The organism is Bacillus sp. YBWC18, from assembly GCF_002998775.1.
Classification (GTDB): Bacteria; Bacillota; Bacilli; order Bacillales; family Bacillaceae; genus Bacillus.
Genome location: NZ_PVRI01000004.1, coordinates 185,306 through 210,086 on the forward strand (window position 1 = coordinate 185,306; position 24,781 = coordinate 210,086).

General features: G+C 46.6%; 3 protein-coding genes. All 3 read left to right on the forward strand.

Features of this window, described 5'->3' with window-relative positions; genetic code table 11:
• The first annotated feature begins 4 nt into the window (after nt 1–4).
• Nucleotides 5–10,696 (forward strand): non-ribosomal peptide synthetase, encoded by a 10,692-nt coding sequence (locus C6348_RS12835; RefSeq protein WP_106043401.1) that lies wholly within the window; start codon nt 5–7, stop codon nt 10,694–10,696.
• A 44-nt stretch (nt 10,697–10,740) separates the two neighbouring features.
• Complete coding sequence (locus tag C6348_RS12840; protein ID WP_106043403.1) at nt 10,741–14,574, forward strand: non-ribosomal peptide synthetase; 3,834 nt, start codon at nt 10,741–10,743, stop codon at nt 14,572–14,574.
• Between the two features lie 64 nt (nt 14,575–14,638).
• Entirely contained in the window at nt 14,639–24,769 is a 10,131-nt protein-coding gene (locus C6348_RS12845; RefSeq protein WP_106043405.1) for a non-ribosomal peptide synthetase, read from the forward strand.
• Nucleotides 24,770–24,781 lie beyond the last annotated feature (12 nt).

The window sequence follows — 24,781 nt, forward strand, 5'->3', positions numbered from 1 at the left end:
ACTTATGAGCAAGCAGAAGATTCAAAAGGTATATCCTTTAACACCCATGCAGGAGGGCATGCTGTATCATGCCATGCTAGATCCTAATTCCTCCTCTTATTTCACACAGCTTGAGCTTGGAATAAGCGGAGAGTTTGATCTCGCTCTTTTTGAAAAAAGTCTCAATGAGCTCATACGGACATATGACATTCTCCGTACAGCCTTTGTCTATCAACAATTGCAAAAGCCTCGTCAGGTTGTACTGGCTGAACGTCATCTAGATGTGTATCGAGAGAATCTATCTCATCTGAATCATCAAGAGCAGCAAAAGGTATTGGGTCAATATAAAAAGCAAGTGAGAAAGCAAGGATTTCACTTAACGAATGATCTATTATTGAAGGTCGCTGTTTTTCAACTAAATGAAACAAATTGGCATCTGATTTGGAGCAACCATCACATCATCATGGACGGTTGGTCCATGGGTGTTTTAATGAAAAAACTGTTTCATTACTATGAATCTTATCGGAACGGTCGAACGCCGGATCGCTCACAGGGTAAGCCTTATGCAGATTATATCCATTGGCTTGGAAAGCAAAATAAACAAGAAGCGGAAAGCTATTGGAAGAAGCGTCTAGATGGCGCTGTTCAACATCAAGGACTGCTGCAGCAAAAAGAATCGAACGGACAATACGACCATCAGGAATGGACGTTTACATGGGATGCTCATACGGTACAAGCCATTCAAGATGTGGCAAGACAAAGCCAAGTGACGGCACCGAACTTGTTCCAAGCGGTCTGGTCCGTTCTTTTAGGCACCTATCATGCAGCAGATGATGTGACATTCGGAACCGTTGTATCGGGCAGACCTCCTAGTGTATCTGGGATTGAGCGCATGGCAGGGCTGTTTATCAATACGATACCCGTTCGGGTGACATTGGATCAGGGGCAGACGTTCAAACAGTTGTTTCAAAAGGTTCAGCAGCATGCACTGGAAGCGGAAAACTATGATTTTATGCCGCTTTATGACATTCAGCAAAAGACAGCTGCTGGAGGGCAGCTCTTTGATCATTTGGTTGGGTTTGAGAACTATCCTTTAGATCAGGAGCTGTCTGGTGATACCATGTCTGCACGGCTTGGTTTTTCCATTGATGTAAAGGACGGATTTGAACAAACGAATTTCGACCTAAATGTCCTTGTGTATCCAGGTGAAACGTGGACATTGAAAATCAAATACAACGCCATAGCTTTTGAAGAAAAGATCATTGAAAACATATCAAAACATCTGACCAATCTCATGAAGCAAATCATCCAGAACCCTGATGTACGCCTTCATGATGTGACATGTATCACAGAAGAGGAGAAGCAGCAGATTGAAGCGTGGAATCAGACAGAGCGAGATTATCCGAAGCATCTGTCTATTCCTGAGCTGCTTAATGAACGTATGAAGGCGCAGCCTGACTATCTGGCATTAGTTGAAGGCGATCGAACATTCACGTACGGGGAGCTTGGACAAGAAATCCGTCGTTTAGCCGGCAGTCTTGTTGAAAACGGCGTACAGCCGGGGGATGCTGTCGCGGTGTATATGAACCGATCAACAGATGCGGTGATCGCCATTTTAGCAGTTCTGCACGCAGGGGCTGCTTATGTGCCGATTGATCCTTCCCAGCCTGAGGAGAGAATCCGATGGATGCTTGAAGACAGCGGCGCATCCATTTTGCTTCATGCTGACAATCAGCCGCCAGTTGATGAACATATCAAGGCTGTACATGTGACGAGTAAGCCTCATCACTCACACGTGGATTTATCAGCCCGGACGTCTCCATCTCAATTGGCGTATATCATGTATACATCAGGATCAACTGGACAGCCAAAAGGGGTTCAAATTGAGCATCAGCATATTGTGAGATTGGCTTGCTCTCAGGAGAAATTAGGCTTGACCCAGTCGGATCGTATGGCGCATACAGGGGCCGTTAGCTTTGATGCTATTACCTTTGAGATATTTACCACGCTGCTAAATGGGGCGACGCTTTATCCTGTTGACCGTGATACTTTATTGGATATCCATCGATTCGAACAATTTATCCAAACACATCAGTTGACGGCGCTCTTTTTAACAACTGGATTATTTAATCAGCTCGCTCAGCAGCGGCCGCAAATGTTCAAAGGATTAACCACATTAATTACAGGCGGTGACGTCATCAATGTGAAGAGTGCGGAGCTTGTGAAACAGCATCATCCAGCACTTGTCTTACTGAATGCCTATGGCCCAACAGAAAATACAACCATCTCGACCATTTACGAAGTAAGAGGAGATGAAACGGGGCCGATCCCAATTGGCCAGCCGATCAACCATTCGTCAGCTTATATTTTAGATGATGATCAAAGATTGCAGCCAATTGGAGCGCCAGGAGAGCTGTATGTTGGTGGAGATGGTGTCGCAAGAGGGTATCTCCATCGTCCAGATTTGACCAATCAAGTGTTCATGGCAGATCCTTTTAAGCCGTCAGGCCGTTTGTATCGAACAGGAGATTTGGCTAGATATGGCGCGGATGGCCAGATCGAATTCCTCGGCCGGACAGATGATCAGGTGAAAATTCGAGGCTTCCGTATTGAGCTTGGTGAAATTGAAACAGTGCTTCAGCAAGAAGCGGGCATAGATGATGCGGTTGTGCTTGTCCATTCGTTTTCCTCAGATGAAAAGGAAATCACTGCTTACTTCACAGGGACGATGACAGAAGAAGAGGTGCGGGATTTATTCAATCAAGAGCTGCCAGCTTATATGGTGCCGCACCATGTGATGAAGCTGGATGCTTTTACGCTCACGTCGAACGGGAAGGTAGATCGAAAAGCTTTACCAAAGCCGGACGCGCATCGGGATGAAAAGGAAATCATTCCGCCTGAGACGGAGACGGAAAAGGCACTTGCTCAAATTTGGGAGGAGCTCCTTGGGAAAACGGTAGGAGTAGATGAACATTTCTTCATGGCTGGCGGGCACTCTCTCAAAGCAATGATGATGTCCGCGAAAATTCAAGAGGTGCTTCAAAAGGAAGTACCGATTCAAGTGATTTTTGAGAAGCCGACAATTCGTTCATTAGCGGCGCACGTCGATCAGGATGGTCAAGAAGAAACGGGGCATCCCATCTTACCAGCAGAGCAGGCGGACGAATATCCGGTATCACCAGCCCAGCGCCGTTTATACATTTTGCAGACACTTGAACCTGACAGCACGAATTATCATATTCCGATCGTCTTAACGCTTGAAGGGACACTCGAATATCAGCGGTTCAGATCAGCGTTTGATCAGTTGATCCAAACGCATGAAATCTTAAGAACGAGTTTTCATATAAATGGAGAAGACATCGTCCAAAGGGTGAATGAATGGACTGCATTTGACCTTCCCGTTCATGACATCAAGGAAGAAGAGGCGGAGGCATTCCTTTCTGAACGTCAAACACCATTTGATTTAACAGCTGCGCCTCTATTGCGAGCTCAGTTGTTGAAGGTCAGTGAGAACCGTCATCTTCTCGTCTTGGAAGCACATCATCTCATTACAGATGGCAGCTCCATGAAGACGTTCATTCAAGATTTGGCGAAGGCCTATGATGGAGAAGCTCTTGCAGAAAGAGCCATTCATTATAAAGATTACGCTGTCTGGCAGTTAAGTGAAGAAGAGACGGAGAAACAGAAGGAGCATGAAGCATATTGGTTGAAGCAATTCGAAGGGGACTTGCCGGTATTAGAGCTGCCAACTGATTATCCGCGTCCAGCGGAACGTGATTTTTCCGGGGAACGATTCATGTTTGGCTGTGATCAAGCGACGACTCAGCGGATTCATGAATTGCTTCAGAAAACAGATACGACCATGTACATGTTCTTGTTATCTGCTTTTCAAGTGCTGCTTGCCACTTATAGCGGCCAGGAAGATATCATTGTTGGTTCCCCTGTTGCAGGACGGACACATCCTGATATACAGGACATGCCGGGGATGTTTATCAACACCGTTGCGATGCGCGGAAAACCAGAACAAACGAAAACATTTTTACAGCTGCTTGAAGAAATAAAAGAAACGAGTGTTGACGCTTTTGCTCATCAAAGCTATCCACTGGAAGAGTTAATTGCACGCCTTCCGCTAGATCGTGATACAACCCGAAGCCCGCTCTTTAGCGTGTCATTTAACATGCAGAACATGGAGGTTCCGGCGCTAAAGCTCGGCGATCTGCACATTTCGCCTTATGCCATTCAGCATCACTCTGTCAAATTTGACTTGTCTCTAGAAGCATTTGAACGAGAGGGAGCATTAAAGCTGAGCTTTGACTATGCTGCGGCATTATTTAAAGAAGAGACGGTCCGCAGGTTCGGAACTCATCTTCTAGCGATTATTCGTGAAGCGGTCCAACACCCGGATGAACAGATCGGCTTGCTCCGTATCCTTGATCAGCATGAGCAAATAGAGCGATTGGAGAAAAAAGACGAAGTGCAATCGAATCGTCATGAGCCCTTCCATGTCCAATTTTCGCGTCAGGTAAAGGAAACACCAGATGCCATTGCGGTGATGGATGATCAACGGAAGCTCACTTACCGCGAGCTGGAAGACATGGCAAATGCGCTTGGCAGTGAACTGAAGGTGCGAGGCGTCGAGAAAGAAAAGACTGTAGCACTGATTCTTGACCGCTCTGTCTATGTCATCGTCTCAATGCTTGGTGTGATGAAAGCAGGTGGTGCATTTGTACCAATTGATCCGGCCTTCCCTGCGGAACGTATCCGTTACACATTAGAAGATTCAGGTGCACAAGTGATCGTGACAAATGAGTCTCTTGCAGGTTCCTATCAAGATCACAAGTCGATTCAGGTCGTGCAGGTTGAAAAAGCAGTGCAGCAAAGCCGCTCGCTAGATCTGCCGGAAGGCTCAGCCGATCAGCTCGCTTATGTGATTTACACATCTGGGACAACAGGGAAGCCGAAGGGTGTACAGATCACGCATCGTAATCTATCACACTACGTCAACTGGCTGACAAATGAGGTGACATTGCAAGAATATGATCGAACGGCACTGCTTTCTTCTTATGCATACGATCTCGGTTACACAAGCATTTTCCCTGTTTTAAAAGCAGGGGGGACACTCTATGTGCCTCGTGAAGATGTGTATACAGACCCGGTGCGTCTCATGCGTTTGATTGATGAACAAGAGCTGACGTATATCAAAATGACACCATCCTTATTTCATATGATGGCAGATTCGAAGGATCATGCATTTAATGCTTTACGCCTTGTGATACTTGGAGGGGAACCGATTGTCTCTGAGGATGTTGAAACGTTTATGGAGCAGCACCCATGTGTGGCAGTGATGAACCACTATGGCCCGACAGAGACAACTATTGGGACTGTGACCAAGCTGATCACACCGCAAGAGCTAGGCGCTTTGATGGATCGCTCTGTGATCGGGCAGCCAATTGCTCACACAAGAGCGCTCGCACTCAATCGTCAGCAGCGCCTCGTCCCTTACGGCGCACCTGGAGAGCTTTATATATCAGGGGAAGGCGTAACGAGAGGGTATTTGAATCAGCCTGAATTAACAGCAGAGCGTTTCCTTGAAAATCCGTATTTTCCTGAAGAGCGGATGTATCGCACAGGGGATTTGGTCAGACAGCATGCAAATGGAGACATTGAGTTTCTCGGAAGAATAGATGATCAAGTGAAAATCCGCGGTTATCGTATTGAGAAACAGGAAATTGAGCATGCCGCGCGTGCACGATTATCCATTCAAGAGGTGTATGTCAAAGTAATTCACATGTCCCGTTTACCGGAGCTTGCACTCTATTACGCAGCGCCTGAACCAATTGGAACACTGACGTTTAGAGAAAAGCTTGCGGAGACACTGCCGGATTATATGATTCCAACGTACTTTGTCAAAGTCGACCACATTCCGCTCACACAAAACGGAAAGGTAGATGCGAAGTCTCTGCCGCTTCCGCACGAGGTGCATATGAACCGCGCGGTGCATGTAGCACCAGAAACGGCACTTGAGCAGTCGCTGTATGACATTTGGTCAGAAGTACTTGGGGTTGAACAAATAGGTGTTCATGATCACTTCTTTGAATTGGGAGGTCATTCTCTCAAGGGCATGGTGCTCATTTCGAAGGTACAAGCCAAGCTGAACAAGCATGTGCCGCTTAAAGTCCTTTTTGAAAAGCCAACGATACGGTCGATGGCAGCCTATTTGGAAGAAGTGGATTCTTCGGACATCACATCCATTCATCCGGCGGAGAAGCAAGATTTCTATCCTGTATCTTCCGCTCAAAAGCGGATGTATGTGTTACAGCAGCTGCATCCAGAAGCAGTTACTTACCATATGCCAGCTGTTTTGATGATGGAAGGCAGCCTTGATGTGAAGCTGCTAGAAGAAGCGCTGCAAGCCTTGATCGAACGACATGAATCATTGCGGACAGCCTTTGTAGAAATTGACGGCGTACCAGTTCAAAAAGTCTATCGCCGAGTGCCGTTTACGTTAGAGGTTGTTGAAGTAGAGAGAGGTCATGAGCAGCCTGTCATAGACGCATTCATCACCCCATTCTCATTACATCAAGCACCATTAATGAGGGCAAAGGTGACGAAGCTTTCTAATGAAGAATATGTGTTCATGATGGATATGCACCATATCATCGCAGATGGTGTCACACGCAGTCTGCTCATTCAAGAATTGGCAGAGTTGTATGAGAAAAAGACATTACCGCCAGTTCAGCTGCACTACAAGGATTATGCGGTATGGCAGCAGGAAGAAAAGCAGCAAGCGCTGCTCGAGAAACAGCGTCAATATTGGCTAGAGCAATACGCTCAGCCGCCTGAAGATTTGGCGCTGCCACTTGATTTTCCACGCCCTCATGTTCAGTCATTTGAAGGAGACCGAGTCGATAGATGGTTATCTGCTGAAAAGGTGCAGTCCATTAAAACGCTCATGGCTGAAAAAGGTGTGAGCTTGAACATGGTCATGCAAACGGCATTTGCCATTTTCCTTTCCAAATTAACTGGGCAGACAGATATCGTTATAGGCGCTGTGACAGCAGGACGTACGCATGCTTCAATGGAACGGGTTCCGGGCATGTTTGTGAATACACTGGCTCTTCGACATGAAGTGCAGCTGGAGGAAACGACAGCACAATTGCTTGAAAAAATGAAAGATCGCAGCCTATCAGCCTATGAACATCAAGATTTCCCGTTTGAGGAATTGGTGGCACAGTTAGATCTTCCGAAAGACACGAGCCGCAATCCATTGTTTAGTGTCATGCTGACAACGGATGACCGAGACCTGACGTTACCGGATCTGGATGGACTCAAGCTTTCGCAAAAACAGCAAGAAACAGTTCAAGCAAAATTTGATGTAACGCTCGGTGTATTTGAAGAAAAAGACCAAGTGGGCCTGCGTTTTGAGTATGTAGCGGCACTGTTTAAAAAGAAGACCATTCAGCGTTGGAGTCAATATTTTGAACAAATCATAGACGAAATGCTGGCTAAGCTCAATCAGCCAATTTCAGCGCTATCGATCTTAACTGAAGAGGAAAAACGAGAACTGATCAATGAATGGTCAGGTCCTGTCCTAGACGTCCCGTCAGATCAAACGATCCATGAACTGATTGGAGCTAATGCGCACAAAGCGCCTCACCAAAAGGCGGCGACATTCTGCGGAACGAGCTGGACATATGAGGAACTGAACAATCGGGCGAATGTAGTTGCTCAGAAATTGATCTCTCTTGGCACAAAACCCGGAGATCGCGTCGGCATTCTCACCCGTCCATCGCTTGACATGACGGTAGCCGTCCTTGGCGTCCTGAAGGCAGGTGCGGCATTCGTTCCAATTGATGCGGATTATCCGGCTCAGCGTATTGCGTACATGCTAGAGGACTGCGGGGCAGAGGTGCTTCTGATGCAAAAAGGACTGACTGCACCAACTTCTTTCACAGGTCATGTTCTGCAAATAGAAGATGCCGTAGAAGGAGAAGCACAAGAAATTCAGGTACATGTGAAACCAACAGATCTCGCCTATATGATTTACACATCGGGAACGACTGGACAGCCGAAGGGTGTCATGGTCGAGCACCAGTCCCTTGTCAATCTTGCTTTCTGGCACAATGATGCCTTCCAAGTGACAAATGCGGATCGAACCGCCAAATATGCCGGCTTTGGCTTTGACGCCTCCATTTGGGAAATGTTCCCGTCATGGATCGCCGGCGCAGAGCTGCACATCATCGATGAAGCGATTCGTCTCGATATGATCAAGCTCAATACGTATTTCAATGAAAAAGGGATCACCATTGCGTTCCTGCCGACCCAGTTATGCGAGCAGTTTATGTCAATGGACAATCATTCACTGCGCTACCTACTGACTGGCGGAGACAAGCTGAAACAGGTAAAGCCTGTTCCATATAAACTCGTCAATAACTATGGCCCAACAGAAAACACAGTCGTAGCGACCAGCGGGATCATCAACCCAGATCAAGGCACACTTCCGATCGGAACAGCGATTGCCAATACTCGTTTCTACATCATGGGTTCGTTATACGACCTCTCGCCGCCAGGCGTACCGGGTGAGCTCGTGATCGCAGGAAAAGGACTGGCAAGAGGGTACTGGAATCTTCCAGAGGAAACAGAGAAACGATTTGTCCCAGATCCATTTTATCCAGGCGAGCGCATGTACCGTACAGGCGACTTGGTGAAATGGACAGAGGATGGTGAGCTGATTTACCTCGGCAGAAAAGACCATCAGGTCAACATCCGAGGCTTCCGTATTGAACTGTCAGAAGTTGAGGCGCAGCTCCTTGCGCTGGCGGAAGTCAAAGAAGCAGTCGTGACAACGGTCAAAGATGCCAGCGAACAAGATTCGCTTGTGGCATATGTCATCACCGATGAAGAAACGACCGACCTGAAAGAAAGTCTAAAACGAACGTTGCCAGACTATATGGTGCCATCATCCATCATCAAGCTTAACCAACTGCCGATGACGGCAAATGGCAAAGTCGATCTAAAAGCATTGCCAGCGCCTGATATGGAAGCAAACCAAACGGCATACGAAGCGCCAAGAGACGAAGTTGAAACACTGCTTTGCGATATTTGGGCAGATGTCCTTGGCGTGAGCCAAGTCGGCATTCACGACCACTTCTTCTTCCTTGGTGGAGACTCAATTAAAGGCATCCAAATGGCAAGCAGACTCACGCAAGCGGGCTGGAAGCTCGATATGAAGCTATTATTCCAGTACCCAACGATTGCGGAGCTGCGCCCATATATCGAAGAAGCCGATCAATTGACAGCTGACCAATCATCGGTTGAAGGAGAAGTCATGTTGACTCCAATTCAACGCTGGTTCTTTGAGCGAGCATTCAGTGACCAGCACCATTGGAATCTCTCGATGATGCTTCATGCGCCAAACGGATTTGACCTTTCGATTACAGAACAAGTGATGCAGAAATTACTTTCACATCATGATGCACTGCGTATGGTATACAGGCAGGAGCATGATGACATTCTGCAATACAATCAGCGGGAGCTCAGGGAATCGATTGCGATTATTTCTCATGATGTCTCTAAAGAGCACGACGTGAAAAAGGCCATTTCCACATATGCCAACGAGTATCAGCGTCAGCTGAACCTCGAAACAGGTCCGCTCATGAAAGTGATTTGTTTCCGTGCAAAAGATGGCGATCACTTACTCATCGTGACACACCATCTTGTCATTGACGGTGTTTCATGCCGAATTTTACTAGAGGATTTTATGTCTCTTTATCAGCAGGCAGCTCAAGGACAAACGCTTGTTCTTCCGCCAAAAACCCATTCCTTTAAAGAATGGGCAGAGGCAATCGAACGATACGCACAGTCCAAGCCGTTAAAAAGCCAAAGTGAGTACTGGACAGAGATTGACACTCTGCCATTGACCACTTTACCTGTTGATCATGAAGTAACGAAAAGAAAAGTTGCTCAAACAAAAGCAGTACAGTTGCAGCTTTCAGAAACCGAAACCGAGCATCTTTTAACCGATATTCATCTACCGTATACAACGGAAATGAACGATATTCTTCTATGTGCTCTCGGTCTTGCCGTTCAGGAATGGACAGGGAAGTCCCATGTACATGTGCAGCTTGAAGGTCATGGAAGAGAGGATATTTTATCAGGGCTGGATGTCTCCCGCACGGTTGGCTGGTTTACGAGTATGTATCCAGTTGTTCTTGAAGCAAAGCCGGATCAGACCATAGCTGATGCTATTAAAGGAACGAAAGAGATGCTGCGGCGTGTGCCAAATAAAGGAATTGGCTACGGGATTTTGAAATACATGACAGCCACTGAGCCGTCAGGACAGCACGTACATCCTGAAATCAGCTTGAACTATCTTGGGCAGATCGATCAGGAAGTGACGACAGAACTCTTTGGACCGTCCACCTATGATATGGGACGACAAGCAAGCCCTGATTCAGAAGCTGTCTATAAGCTGAACCTCAGTGGTCTTGTTCAACACAATCGATTCATGTTGTCGTGTTCCTATTGTACAGATGAATATGAAGAACAAACGATACAGCAGTTCATGGCATTGTTGAAAGAAAAAATCCAATCCATCATTACCCATTGTTTAGCGCAGCACGAAAGAGAATTTACGCCAAGTGACTTCTCTGCGGCTGATCTTGAAATGGATGAAATGGACGACATTTTTGACATGCTTGAGGAAAAATTGACCTAACAACACGAGATCAGTCATACAAACGGGAAGGGAGGATGAAATAGATGAGTTCATTTAAAAGGGATCAAGTTCAAGACATGTATTATCTGTCACCGATGCAAGAAGGAATGCTGTTTCATACCCTCCATCATCAAGAAAAGGGATTTTATGTAGAGCAAATGGATATGAACGTAAAGGGCACACTGCGTCATGACTTACTTGAGAAAAGCATGAATGTCATCGTGGAGCGGTACGATATTTTTCGTACCGTATTTCTCCACGAAAAAGTGAAGCGCCCTGTCCAAGTTGTGCTGAAGAAACGCCCTTTTACGCTTGATGTGGTGGACATGCAGGATCTTTCTGAAGACGACCAGCTTGTACGTATTGAGACATTTAAACAACAGGATCAGCTGAGAGGATTTGATCTCTCGAAGGATTCTCTCATGCGGGCATCCGTTTTCCAAACGGGCCCTGCCAGCTATCGCTGGATATGGAGCTATCACCATATCCTCCTTGATGGCTGGTGCTTTGGGCTTGTGGTGCAGGAGTTATTTGCGATTTATCATGCACTTTTGCATGACATCCCTTACAAGCTGGAACCGGTTAAACCATACAAAGAATATATTCAATGGCTGGAAAAACAAGATAAACAAGCATCACTTCAATACTGGCAGCAATCATTAGCCGGGTTTGATGGACAATCAACCTTTAAAGAACAGAGAAAACAAACGAATGAACATGAATTAGGCGAAATGGAATGGTCGATGAGCAAAGAAGAAACGGCTGCTTTATCAGAGTTAGCGTTGCAGCAAAATGCCACGTTAAGCAGCGTGCTTCAATCGGTGTGGTCAATTCTGCTGAGCAGATATCAGCGTTCAAATGATGTGTTGTTTGGCACGGTTGTGTCGGGACGTCCGGCAGATTTGGCTGGTGTTGACAGAATGGTTGGCTTGTTCATCAATGTCATCCCAAGAAGAATTCAGCTGACAGATGACATGACATTCCGTTCTCTTCTATCAGAGACTCAGCAGCAGTCTCTTGCAGCCGAGCCGCACCAATATATTCCGATTTATGATATTCAGGCAAAGACAGGTCAGCAGCCACTCATTGATCATATTGTCGTGTTTGAAAACGTCCCAGCCGCAAAGAAGGACGAGCAAGAGGCGCGATTAGGGTTTACTGTGGAAAACATGAATGTATATGAAAAATCGAACTATGATCTCAATTTGCTGGCATCACCAGGAGAACAATTGCAATTGAAGCTGGCCTTTAACCAAAAAGCATTTGATCCTCAATTTGTCCACCGGTTAAAGGAGCAGCTGAGTCTATTGATGAGCGAGGCGATCAAGCATCCTGATCAATCGGTTCATACACTTACACTCGTCACGAAACAGGAAAAGCAGCTGATTCTTGAGGAATGGAATGCGCCTGAGCTTGAGCATGACCAGCTGTATTTGTCGAAATGGTTTGAGCATAATGTCCGCAAACAGCCGAATGCAGTGGCATTATCAGCAGGTGAGCACACGATGACATATGCGGAGCTGAATGAACAAGCCAATCGATTGGCAAGGCATTTGCAAAAAAATGGGGTCACGCATCAAACGGTCATCGCCATTTTAGCCGACCGCACGCCTGAACTTATTGTCAGCCTGCTGGCTGTCTTAAAAGCAGGCGCAATCTATGTGCCAATTGATCCCGATTATCCAGAAAGCCGCATTCAATACATGCTTAAAGACAGCGGGGCAACGCATCTTCTGACTCACTCATCCTTTATCGGTCAGGCGAAGGCACTTGCGTTTGATGGAACGTATCTGTTTGCGGATGATCAGGAAATTTCACTGATGAGCTCAGAGAATCTTCTGCTAGAAGCAGGCTTACACGATACGGCTTACATCATGTATACATCTGGTACAACAGGTCAGCCAAAAGGCATCATGACGACCCATTCCAATATTGCCCGGGTGGTCAAAAATACGAACTACTTAACCATTTCAGAAACAGATACACTGCTGTCACTATCCAACAGCGTATTTGATGGCTTTACATTTGATGTGTATGGCGCACTTTTAAACGGAGCGAAGCTTGTCTTGCCGAAAAAAGAGACCATTTTAAACATGGGCGAGCTGACGGGGTTGATTAAAAAGGAAAACATTTCTGTCATGTTTGTTCCGACGGCATTATTTAATCTCCTCGTTGATGAAGAAACCGACTGGATGCGCAGTGTGCGCAAGGTGCTGTTCGGAGGAGAGCGGGCATCGGTACAGCATGTGAGGAAAGCCTTTGATGTCATGGGGAAAGACAGACTGATCAATGTCTACGGTCCAACCGAATCAACGGTCTTCGCCACCTATTATCCAGTAGATGAGGCTCTGCCGGTAGAGACGCGTTCGATTCCAATCGGAAAGCCGCTCAACCAGACGGGTGCTTATATATTGAGCCCGCACGGACAGCTTCAGCCGATTGGAATGGTCGGAGAACTATGCCTGAGCGGAAAAGGGCTTGCGAAGGGGTATTTGAATCGTCCTGATCTGACAAAACAAGCCTTTATCGCCCATCCATTTGCTGCGGGAGAAAGGCTGTATCGTACGGGAGACTTGGCTTATTTTCGAGCAGACGGTTTGATTGAGTATGCAGGCAGAGTGGATGATCAGGTGAAAATTCGCGGTCATCGAATTGAGCTGACAGAAATTGAAGCCCACCTTCTCATGCATCCAGGCGTAAAGCAAGCTGCCCTTATAGCTGATCAGCATAACACGCAGCATACAAGGCTGCTCGCCTATATGACGTGTGAGGAGGAGTGGAAGGACAAACTCGATGTGATCAAGTCAGGGCTGAAGGAAAAACTTCCGGCTTACATGCAGCCTCATGAGCTGATCAGACTTGAGAAAATGCCGCTTACGCCAAATGGAAAGGTTGATAAACGTCAGCTGCCAAAGCCAGAGGCGCCTCAAGGAAACCGCCATGTGAAGCTTCCAGTAAATGAGGTAGAACAAAAGCTGCTTGTGATGTGGAGGGAAGTGCTTGAAAGAGATGATATCAGCACAGATGACCATTTTTTTGAGCTTGGCGGGCATTCATTAAAAGCGATGTCGCTTTTATCCAAGGTGTCGAAGGAATTCGATGTTCAGGTGCCCATTCACTTGCTGTTTGAGACGCCTACTATTGAAGCAATCAGCCGTTATATTCAACAGCAGGATCAGGAAGCCGCAGGCTATCTTGTATTCAATGAATCTCAAACGCCAACAGTCTTTGCTCTCCCGCCATTACCAGGCTATGGCTTTATTTATCAGGAAGCCGCAAAAACGCTTGATGGTGTTCGTTTGATCGCCTTTGACTTTATTGAAGCCGATCATCGAATTTCGCAATATGTTCAGCATATCCAGCACCTTCAGCCTGAAGGACCGCTGACTTTGATGGGATACTCTGGCGGGTGCTACCTAGCCTTTGAGCTTGTTCAATCGCTCGAACAAGCAGGGCGGACCGTCGAAAAGGTCATCATGATCGATTCCTATAAGAAAATAGGAGAAAGTGATTTAGAAGGACGATCCATTGATGACGATATAGCAGCGATCGTCCATCAGTCGCAGCAAAGTGAACTAGCCCAAGCGGAGCTCATCCAAGACGCGCTTGCTCAAAAAACGAGGGCCTACTATGAAACTTTTGTTAAGGGGGTGAACCAAGGAGAGATACAAGCAGACATTGACTTCATCCAATCCGAAGAGCAAATTGCGATACCAGACTGGATGGAAAATTGGGAAGCTGCGACGACCGGCGCTTATCGACAATACCAAGGCTATGGTCAGCACGCTGACATGTTCAAAAACAAAGAATGTGCCGCTCAAAATGCACAGCTGATCCAAAAGATAGTCCATCATAAAAATAGAGAAGCAGTCTTGTAAACTTTAGATTAGGCAGGGGGTGCACTCTGGCAGCCCTGCCTGACAAAAAAGGAAAGGAACTCATATGAAACCATCAACCATTAATCAATCGAATGTACATGAATCAATGGATGCGATTTTACAAGATGTACAGAAAACCATTTTACAAACCAACGAAATCGAACGCTTCGCTGTTTTTTCTCGTGAAAAAACCATTCGACCTCGGCCATATCACCTCTCTCATTTATTTCTCGACCATCACATGGAGCAGGAGGCCGCAGTTGAATGGATACAGACGCAAATGGCTTCGCCTATTTTAGCGGACATGCCCCCAGCCATCTCCTATGGGGGGGATATAGATGTTAGTGCAGGAGCTCAAACCTTGCAGGACGCTCTAACTGAGGCAGCCAAAACGACAAACGGGCTGACTTATATCATCAATAGTGAAAATGAACTCACGCAATCCTACGCACAGTTAAAGGAGGATGCCGAACGGGTTCTGACGGGTTTAAGGGCACTAGGGCTTGAGCCAGGTGATCCTGTCTTCTTTCAATTTTCATTGAATCATGCGATGGTCACGGCCTTTTGGGCATGTGTGTTAGGCGGATTTGTCCCAACACTTGTATCGGCAGCCCCGACCTATCGGGAAATGAATGCCTCAGTGAAGAAGCTTCATCACGCTTGGAACCTGCTGGAACACCCGCTCATTCTCACGGATGACTCGCTGATTGATGAGGTGCAAGGCTTAGCTTTACTGTGGCATACAGATCAATTACGTGTGGCAGCCGTTGAACCGATGCTCACTTTAGAAAGAGATCTAGAAGCACATCCAGTCACGCCTGATGATTCAGTCTTTTTTATCTTAACGTCTGGAAGTACGGGGATGCCTAAATGCGTAGAGCATTCTCATAGAAGTGTGCTGGCGAATGTCAAAGGGACAGTGGCAGCCAATCAGTTTACACAAGAGGATGTCTCGTTAGACTGGATGCCATTAGATCATATTGGCGGCATTGTGATGTTCCACCTTGTCAATGTGTACACAGGCTGTGAACAGATTCGGGCAAGGACAGATGACTTCATCGCTCAGCCGCTGCGCTGGCTTGACTGGATGGAACGCTATCGTGCAACGAAGACGTGGGCACCTAACTTCGCATTTGCGATGATCAATGATTATGAGAAAGACATTTCTTCAGGATCTTGGGATCTTTCTGCCATGACGTGTATGATCAATGGGGCAGAAGCGGTCGTACCGAAGACGATTCACCGGTTTTTACACCTGCTCGCTCCGCACGGCTTAAAGGGAGACGTCATCAGACCGGCTTTCGGCATGTCTGAAATCTCATCAGCCGTTGTCTTCTCTTTTGCGATTGAGCGGGGAGATGAAAACAGCGGGGTTCTGACCTTTGAGGAAACGTCGCTGACAGAGCAGCTAAGACCAGCGGAGGCACGTGAGACAGGAACCGTCAGCTTTACAGAGCTGGGGAAACCGATTCCGGGTATCACGATTCGTATCGTCAACCATCAGCATGAGCTTCTTCCCGAAGATCATATTGGCAGCGTGCAAATCAAAGGGCCGACGACAATGAAGGGCTATTACAAGAATGACGAAGCGAATCAAGAGGTTTTTCAAACAGAGGGCTGGTTTCACACGGGTGATTTAGGTTTTCTGCACGAAGGAAGGCTGACATTAACCGGTAGAGAAAAAGACATGATCATCATCAACGGGAAAAATTATCACAACTATGAGATTGAAGCCATGGCAGAGGAAGTACCAGGCGTAGAAACGAGCTTTGTGGCTGCTTGCTCCGTTCGGATGGAGGCATCTGCATCCGATGAACTGATTCTCTTTTTTACACCGAAGCTGTATGAGCCTGCTTATATCATGAGGGCTAGCCAGCACATTAAAACCCATATTGCGACAAAAATGGGTCTGTCTGCATCAAAGGTTATCCCTGTCCAGAAGCATGCCTTTCCGAAAACAAGCTCTGGAAAAATAGAAAGGGCACAGCTCAAGACAAGGTGGCAGGAAGGTGAATTCGACGAAATCATTAAGGAACTGGACATCAGACTTGAAAATGAACACACCTTGCCTGATTGGAGTTATCAAAAGAAGTGGACACCTGCTCCGCTTCATGAAACTGAAAAGCAAACAGCAGGGGACATGGTGATCTTTGCAGATGCATTAGGGCTGGCAGATCAATTGAGATCCCTCTCAAACATTGAACAAACCTATATTACGGTTGAACCGGGTCAAGCATTCACACAACTCACACATACTCACTTCATCATCCACCCGAATCGGCCGTCAGACTACGAACAACTCTTTGAGACGCTCCGTTCGTATGGCGTTTCGGTGAAACAAATCATTCACCTTTGGAACTACACAAACAAGGAAGACACACTTCAAGCGGCAATGGCGAAGGAAGCGCAGAAAACTGGCAGCATGAGTGCATTATATGTAACAAAAGCGATTGCCGCCTATGAGGAACCTGTAGAGATCACCTTTGTCTCAGCTCATGCGATGAATTTGCCAGAAGATCAAACGCATCATGTGGAAAAAGCAACGACAACAGGATTGATGACAGCTGTACAGCATGAATGGCCGTTTATCAAGGTGCGATGTCTTGATTTTTCTCTAACAGAACCGGCTGACCGTGCTCATGCATCAGCGATCATGACAGAGCTTACACATGACACAAGCCATCATATCGCTGCTTACCGCGAAGGTGTTCGTTATATTCCTCTTTTATCACCGCTGCCTCTGGAAAAAGATCAAAAGAGGAAGAAACCGCCATTTGAATCATCTGGGCTTTACGTGATGACAGGAGGGCTTGGCGGCATTGGGCGGATGCTGAGTGAACACCTTCTGACGTCCTATCAAACGCATCTTGTGCTGCTTGGAAGAAAAGCACGAAAGGCTTTATCTGCGGAGCAGCAAGACGTTTTAACCTCACTTGAGAAACAAGCGAAAGACCATGGCGGCACAGTTTTTTATGAAGAAGTGGACATGACGGACGCAAAAGACATTGAAGCGCTCATCTCAAGACAAGAGGCGGCTCAAGGAAAAAAGCTGCATGGCGTGATTCATTTCGCTGGCATCATTCAAGAGGAGCTGCTTGCTGACATGACGTCTGCGTCCTTACATGCGATGTACGAAGCGAAGGTATATGGCACGATTGCGCTTCATGAAGCGGCTTCTAAACGGCAGAACGTCTTATTTCTATCTAGCTCGTCAGCACGAACGTTAAAGGGCGGGATGACCGTCGGCGCTTATTGCGCTGCCAATGAGTTCGTTGAACAATTTGCTCATTATCAAAGGCTGACATCTACAGTGAAGCCGTATTGCTTTAGCTTTAGCATGTGGGATGAGGTCGGCATGAGCGAGGGTTCGATGATCAAAGGCATGTTAAAAGAAAGAGGCTATCTCCCGATTCCGAAGCGGGCGGGCTTCCAGACAATGCTGGCATGTTTGATGACAGATGCGCCACTCATTTATATGGGATTAGATCGGTCGAAGCAGGACATTCAAGAAATGAGCCAAGCGGAGAGGCAAACAGAGCAAGCCGTGTATGTCTTTTTTAAAACCGACAAAACAAAGGCCATTGAAGAACGGCTGTATCAGTCCATTTATACGTGTTTGCAGTCTCATCTATCTGGTGAATATTCCGTGCATCTATTTCCTGAGGAATATTGGAAAGAATCAGAGGGTGGCATGCCGGATGAAGCGTATTTCAAAGCATTCATTGAGGAAAGTGGACAGGATGCAGAGGACAGAGCGCCTCAAACGGAGACGGAGAAACTTTTGGCAAACATTTGGTCCGAGCTGCTTGATGTCTCAAATGTCAGCTGCGGTGATCATTTCTTTCTACTCGGGGGTCATTCGCTCAAGGCAACGCAAATGCTGTCTGCGGTGAGACAAAGAATGGGATTTGACGTGCCGCTCGCTGTTCTTTTTGAGCATACGAGACTTGGGGAATTAGCGGAATGGATCGATTCGCATGCAAAAGTGGATGAAGCGGTACAGGTGCGGAAAATGGAAAAGGGTCAGGAGATTCCGATGTCTTATGCCCAGCAAAGACAGTGGTTTCTCTATCAATTACAGCCCGATCTGCCATTTTACAATAATACAATTTCCTTTCGGATGAATGGACCTTTAGATGTGAAGGTGCTTCAGAGGAGTCTGCAGCAAATGGTGCAAAGGCATGAATCGCTCAGAACTTCCTTTACCATGAGCGGCGATGAACCAGTGCAGATCATACATGAGCATATGACTCTTCCAGAGCTTGAAGTGGTGGATCTATCAGATCTGACAGCACAGAAAGAAAAAGAACAAAAAGCGGCTGAATGGGCAAAAAGAGAGGCGGGCACACCTTTCCGCTTAGAACATGATCCGCTCTTTCGGGTGAAACTGATTCGGCTGTCGGAAACAGATCATTTGCTGTTGATGTCCATTCACCACATTGTGTCAGATGGCTGGTCGGTTGGGATTGCCGCAAGAGAGCTGTCTGAGTGGTATACAGCGAAGATTGACAAGAGAGAGCCTGATCTTTCGCCGCTGCCAATTCAATATGCGGATTACGCACTATGGCAGAAGGAGTATTTGACTGGAGAGACGCTGCAGAAGCAGATTTCCTATTGGAAGGAGCAATTTGCGGTCCCTGTAGAAGATTTGGTTTTGCCGTATGACTACCCGCGGCCAGCCGTTCAATCCTACAAGGGAAAAACGAAAAAATACCACTTGTCGAAGTCGCTATCTGAGCAGCTGGCTGCCCTTTCTAAAAAGACAGACAGCACCCTTTACATGACGTTACTGACTGCCTTTTCTACCTTGCTGCATCGATTGTCTTCACAGGATGAGTTTGTGATTGGATCAGTCATTGCTGGGAGAAATCGGACGGAGATGGAGCATCTCATCGGATTTTTCGTAAATACGCTGGCACTTCGGATCGATCATAGCGGGAATCCTGCTTTCACTGAACTATTAGAGCGGGTGAAAGAAACAACAATGGGCGCCTATGCGCATCAGGATGTGCCGTTTGAGATGGTCGTAGATGAGCTGAATATTGTACGTGAGGCTGGCAAGCAGCCGCTGTTTCAGGTCATGTTCGTTCTGCAAAACCTACCGCTTGAAGCTTCTCCGATGGGGGAGGCGACATCCGTTTTAGCCATTGAAGATAACGATACCGCCAAATTTGATCTATCCCTGTTTGTTTTTGAAGGGGCGGAGGGTCTTCAATTAAAACTGGAGTATGATGTGGACTTATTTTCTGACGACACGATGGATCGGTTCCTTCGGTACTACGAGCATCTGCTTGCGTGTATTTGTGAAAATCCAGCACAGCCGATCAGACAAATGAATTACCTGCCAGAGAAAGAAAAGCATCAGCTGCTCTATGAATGGAGCGGTAAAACCAATCAGCCTGCAGGCCCGCTTCTCATCACGGAACGGTTTGAAGCGCAGGTGAGAAAGTCACCCGATGCGATTGCTCTCGAATTCGGGGAAGAGCAGTGGACGTATCGTGTGTTACAAGAGAAAGTCGACCGGCTTGCTGCTTCTCTGCAGCAGCGAGGTGTGACGCCGCATGAACCAGTAGGGCTGCTCATCGACAGGTCGCCTCAAATGATTCTTGGGGTGCTGGCGATTGTGAAAGCAGGAGGCGCCTACGTGCCAATTGATCCTGAATATCCAGATACACGGATTGATTATATGTTGAGGGATACAGGTATTAAGCTGTTACTGACAAAAAATGAATGGCTGAAAAAGGTGTCAATCAGTCAAACCGAACTCATTTGTCTTGATGAGGGATATGAAGAGTTTTTATCAGAAGCAGAACTCATACCTGCTGCCCTAAAACCTGATGGACTCGCTTATATCAATTACACGTCAGGATCAACTGGACAGCCGAAAGGGGTTTTGATCCCGCATCAAGCAGTCATCCGGCTTGTCTGTGAAACAGATTATGTCACCCTTGATGAACATACGCGCATTTTACAAATCGCCAGCTTCTCCTTTGATGCCTTTACGTATGAAATATGGGGAGCCCTGCTAAATGGGGGAAGGCTGATCCTGACCGATCGAAATACGATTTTATCAATGGATACGCTGGCTGAAACGCTGACATCATACAAGATCACGACAGGATTTCTGACGGTGCCGCTGTTCAACCGGTTAACAGAGGAACATCCTGAAGCCTTATCTGGATTCGATGCATTATTGGTTGGTGGTGATGCGCTCTCAGCTGCTCATATCCGCAAGGCACTGCCGTATTTACCTGAAGGGCTTTTAAACGGCTATGGACCAACTGAGAATACGACGTTCTCCTGTGTGCATCACATTCGCTCATTAGACGAAGGGCAGGCGACAGTTCCTATCGGTCAGCCAATTGCTTATTCACAAGCCTATGTATTAGACGACCAGCTGCAGCCGGTTCCGCAGGGTGTTATTGGAGAGATCTACGTTGGCGGAACAGGGCTGGCACTCGGTTACCTTGGAGATGAAGAAAAAACATCGCAATCATTTATCCCGCATCCTTTCCAAAAAGGAGCGCGTTTATATAAAACAGGCGATATGGGCCGCTGGCTCCCAAATGGTATTATCGACTGCCTTGGAAGAATCGATCATCAAGTGAAAATACGCGGACACCGCGTCGAATGCGGAGAAATTGAAGCCGCTATGCTGAGTGTTGAAGACATCATAGAATGTGCTGTCATTCCGCATCAGCACGAAAGTGGTCATAAGCGGCTCATCTGTTATTTTGTCCAAAAAGGTGCATGGACCCAGCAAGACATTCGCGGCGCCTTGAAAGACAAGCTGCCAGATTATATGGTACCAAGTCTATTCATAGAGCTAGAGGAACTGCCGCTCACGCCAAACGGCAAGGTAGACCAAAAGCGTCTCCCGCCGCCAGAGTGGAGACAGGAAGAAGCAGACAAACCAGCAGATAAGGCACTCAGTGAGGAAGAACGAGTGCTGGAAAAAGTGTGGACTCAGCTTCTTGGCACTCCTTCAATTGGCGTACATGATAACTACTTTGAGCTAGGCGGAGATTCCATTATTGTCATACAAATGGTGGCACGTCTAGCACAGGAAGGCTACATCATTCAGCCAAGAGATGTATTTGAAAAACAGACCATTTCGCAGCTGGCACGCGTAATGAAAAGAGCGGATGTGTCTGTGTCCTATGATCAATCGCCTGTTACAGGAGAAGTTCGTCTGCTTCCAATCCAATCTTGGTTCCTTGAGCAATCAATGACAAACCAAGATTATTGGAATCTATCAGCGCATATTGAATTCAAGCAATCTATACAACCCGAACAATTATCAAAAGTTCTTTCAAAGCTTGTCGATCATCACGATATGCTGAGAGCCATTTATACAAAAGCAGCAGACGGCACATGGATTCAAACCATTCGTGCGCCTGGCATCATCCCTTGTGTCACATTTTTTGATTTGACGGATGTTTCTCACGAGGAAGCGCTGGAGCAAATTCACTTGGAGACAAGCGCTTGTCAAGGAACATTGTCATTAGAGCGGGGAGAAGTGATCAAAGCCATTCTTTTTCAGACAAGTGGTCGTACGTCTGAACTCTTTATCGCAGCCCACCATCTTGTGATGGATGGAATATCGTGGCGCATCATACAGGAAGATCTATTAAATGGATTGAAGCAGCTTGCAGCAGGGCAGGAGATCACACTTGCAAAGAAAACCGCTTCCTATCAGCAGTGGGCAGATGCACTCTATGAATATGCACAAACCGATCAATTACAAGAGCAGGTTCCTTTTTGGCAAAAGATCATGGATCAAGAGGAAGAAGGTTCTCCTTTTCAAACACCTGCGCTTTTCAATATAGAAGAACATGCAGAGATCCTGACTGTTCAATTGACGAAGGATCAAACAGACATTTTACTAAGGCACGCATCACAAGCGTACCGAACTGAGGTCAACGATTTACTTTTATCAGGACTTGCGCAAGCCGTTGGAAAGCCAATATTGATCACGTTAGAAGGACACGGACGCGAGGATTTATTTGAACAGATGGATTTGTCACGGACAGTCGGCTGGTTTACAAGCTCTTATCCTATTTTTATTCCTTTTATTCAAACCGATGTGGAGAGACAAATCAAAGATGTCAAAGAAACCTTAAGAGCTGTGCCGCAAAAGGGAATCGGCTATGGTTTACTTCAATACATGACAGCATCTCGCTTACTCAAAACGGCAGCGCCGCAGATGAGCTTTAATTACCTTGGACAGCTAGATCAAATAGATGGTGAAGCAAATCTGTATTTAGCAGATGAACGAAATGGACATGTACATGATCCAAAAGCAGAAAGACAGCATTTAATCGATGTGTACGGATACGTTGTCAGTGGCCAGCTTCAGATGAATTTTATGATCAATCGTGAACTGCTTCAGCATGAAGAGGTGCGCCATTTACCTGAACGGTTCAAAGAAAAAATGGAGGACATTCTGACGCATTGTATAGAGACAAAAGGCGGCTTTACGCCATCTGATTTTCCAATGGTCCAGCTGACGCAAAAGCAAATAGATGAGCTTCCAGATCATGTAGTGGATGTGTATCCACTATCTCCGATGCAGCAAGGGATGCTGTTTCATGCACTGTTAGATCAAGCGTCACAGGCTTATTTTGGTCAGGTGCATATGACGCTCGAAGGCTTAACGGACGGCGAAGCCTATGAAAAAGCATGGAATCTGCTTGTAGAACGTCATTCGATTTTGCGGACAAGATTTGCTTGGGAGGGGCTAAAGGAGCCTGTTCAGTTGATTCAATCAGAAGGAAGCATTCACCTCACTCAGCACGATGTGCGCCACCTGAGTGAAACGGATCAGAAGAAAACCATTGAGCGTTATTTACAATCCGATCGTTCAAAGGATTTCGAATTAGAGGATGCGGCTGAACCGCTCATTCGTATCGCTTTATTCCATCGTGACGAGAAAACATGCACGTTTGTTTTTAGCTTTCATCATATTTTAATCGATGGCTGGAGCCTGTTCGGCTTGATTGAGGAATCCTTTTCAATGTATCGCTCTCTTGTGGATGAACGAGAGATAAACCTTCCTGCTGTACGTCCGTATAAAGATTTTATCGAATGGCTGCAAAAGCAGGATCAAGAGAGGGCGCAAGAGTTCTGGAAACATTATATGTCAGGAGTGGAGGAAGCCACACCACTTCCTGGGGACGGAGAGCAGACTTCGAATGAAGGAGCAGGTATTGATCAATTTAGTATCAAACTGACGCCTGAAATGCAGCAGAAGCTGGAGAAGATGACAGGCACACAGAAGGTCACGATGAGCACACTGATTCAGGCGGCATGGGGGCTGCTCTTGCACCTTCATTCAGGCTCAGAGGATGTCGTGTTCGGTGTTACAGTATCTGGACGGCCGGCGGACTTACCAGAGGTTGAAAGCATGACAGGGCTCTTTATTAACACCTTGCCGCTCCGTTTGCCGATCACACCAGACAGGACCATTGCCGAGCTGCTGGCACAGACGCAGGAAACGGTTTTTCACATGCGAGAATTCGAGTATACCGTACTGCCAGATATTCAACAGATGACCCAAATCCCGAATGGAGAATCATTGTTTAACAGCATTGTCGTGTTTGAAAACTATCCGATTGAATCTGTAGAGCCGTATGGTGTACGGATATTAGACATTGCAAGTCATGAAGAAACAAACTATGACCTGACCCTTGTGGCTGTCCCAGGAGATACGCTGGAGCTTCGAGTCACATACCGCTTCAATCAATATACAGAAAAACAAATACAATCGCTGATGCAGCAGCTGGGCCACACACTTGAAGCCATGACAGAACAAGTGGAGACACCACTCTCTGATTTCACGATGGTAACAAATGAAGAAAAAGAGCGGATGATCACCGAGTGGGCGAAAAACGCACAAGTCAGCGTGCTGTACCCAGATCAAGAAGAGGTCTACTCAGGTGTGCACGATCCTTCGTGTGAGACGGAAATATTTGTGCTGAGCGAAGAGCATCAGCTCATGCCGGTAGGATTTTCTGGAGATATTTTTATCGGCGCGAAGAATATCAAAGCACTTTGCGGGGAGCTTGCCGATTGGATGGAGACGCATAAAATTCCGCATCCATTCAAACATCAAACAGGCGAATACCTCTATCCGACAGGGGATGTCGGCGTTTGGACTGAAAAAAACAAGATTCAGATTTTGGATTGGATGTAGGAGGAGAAGAAC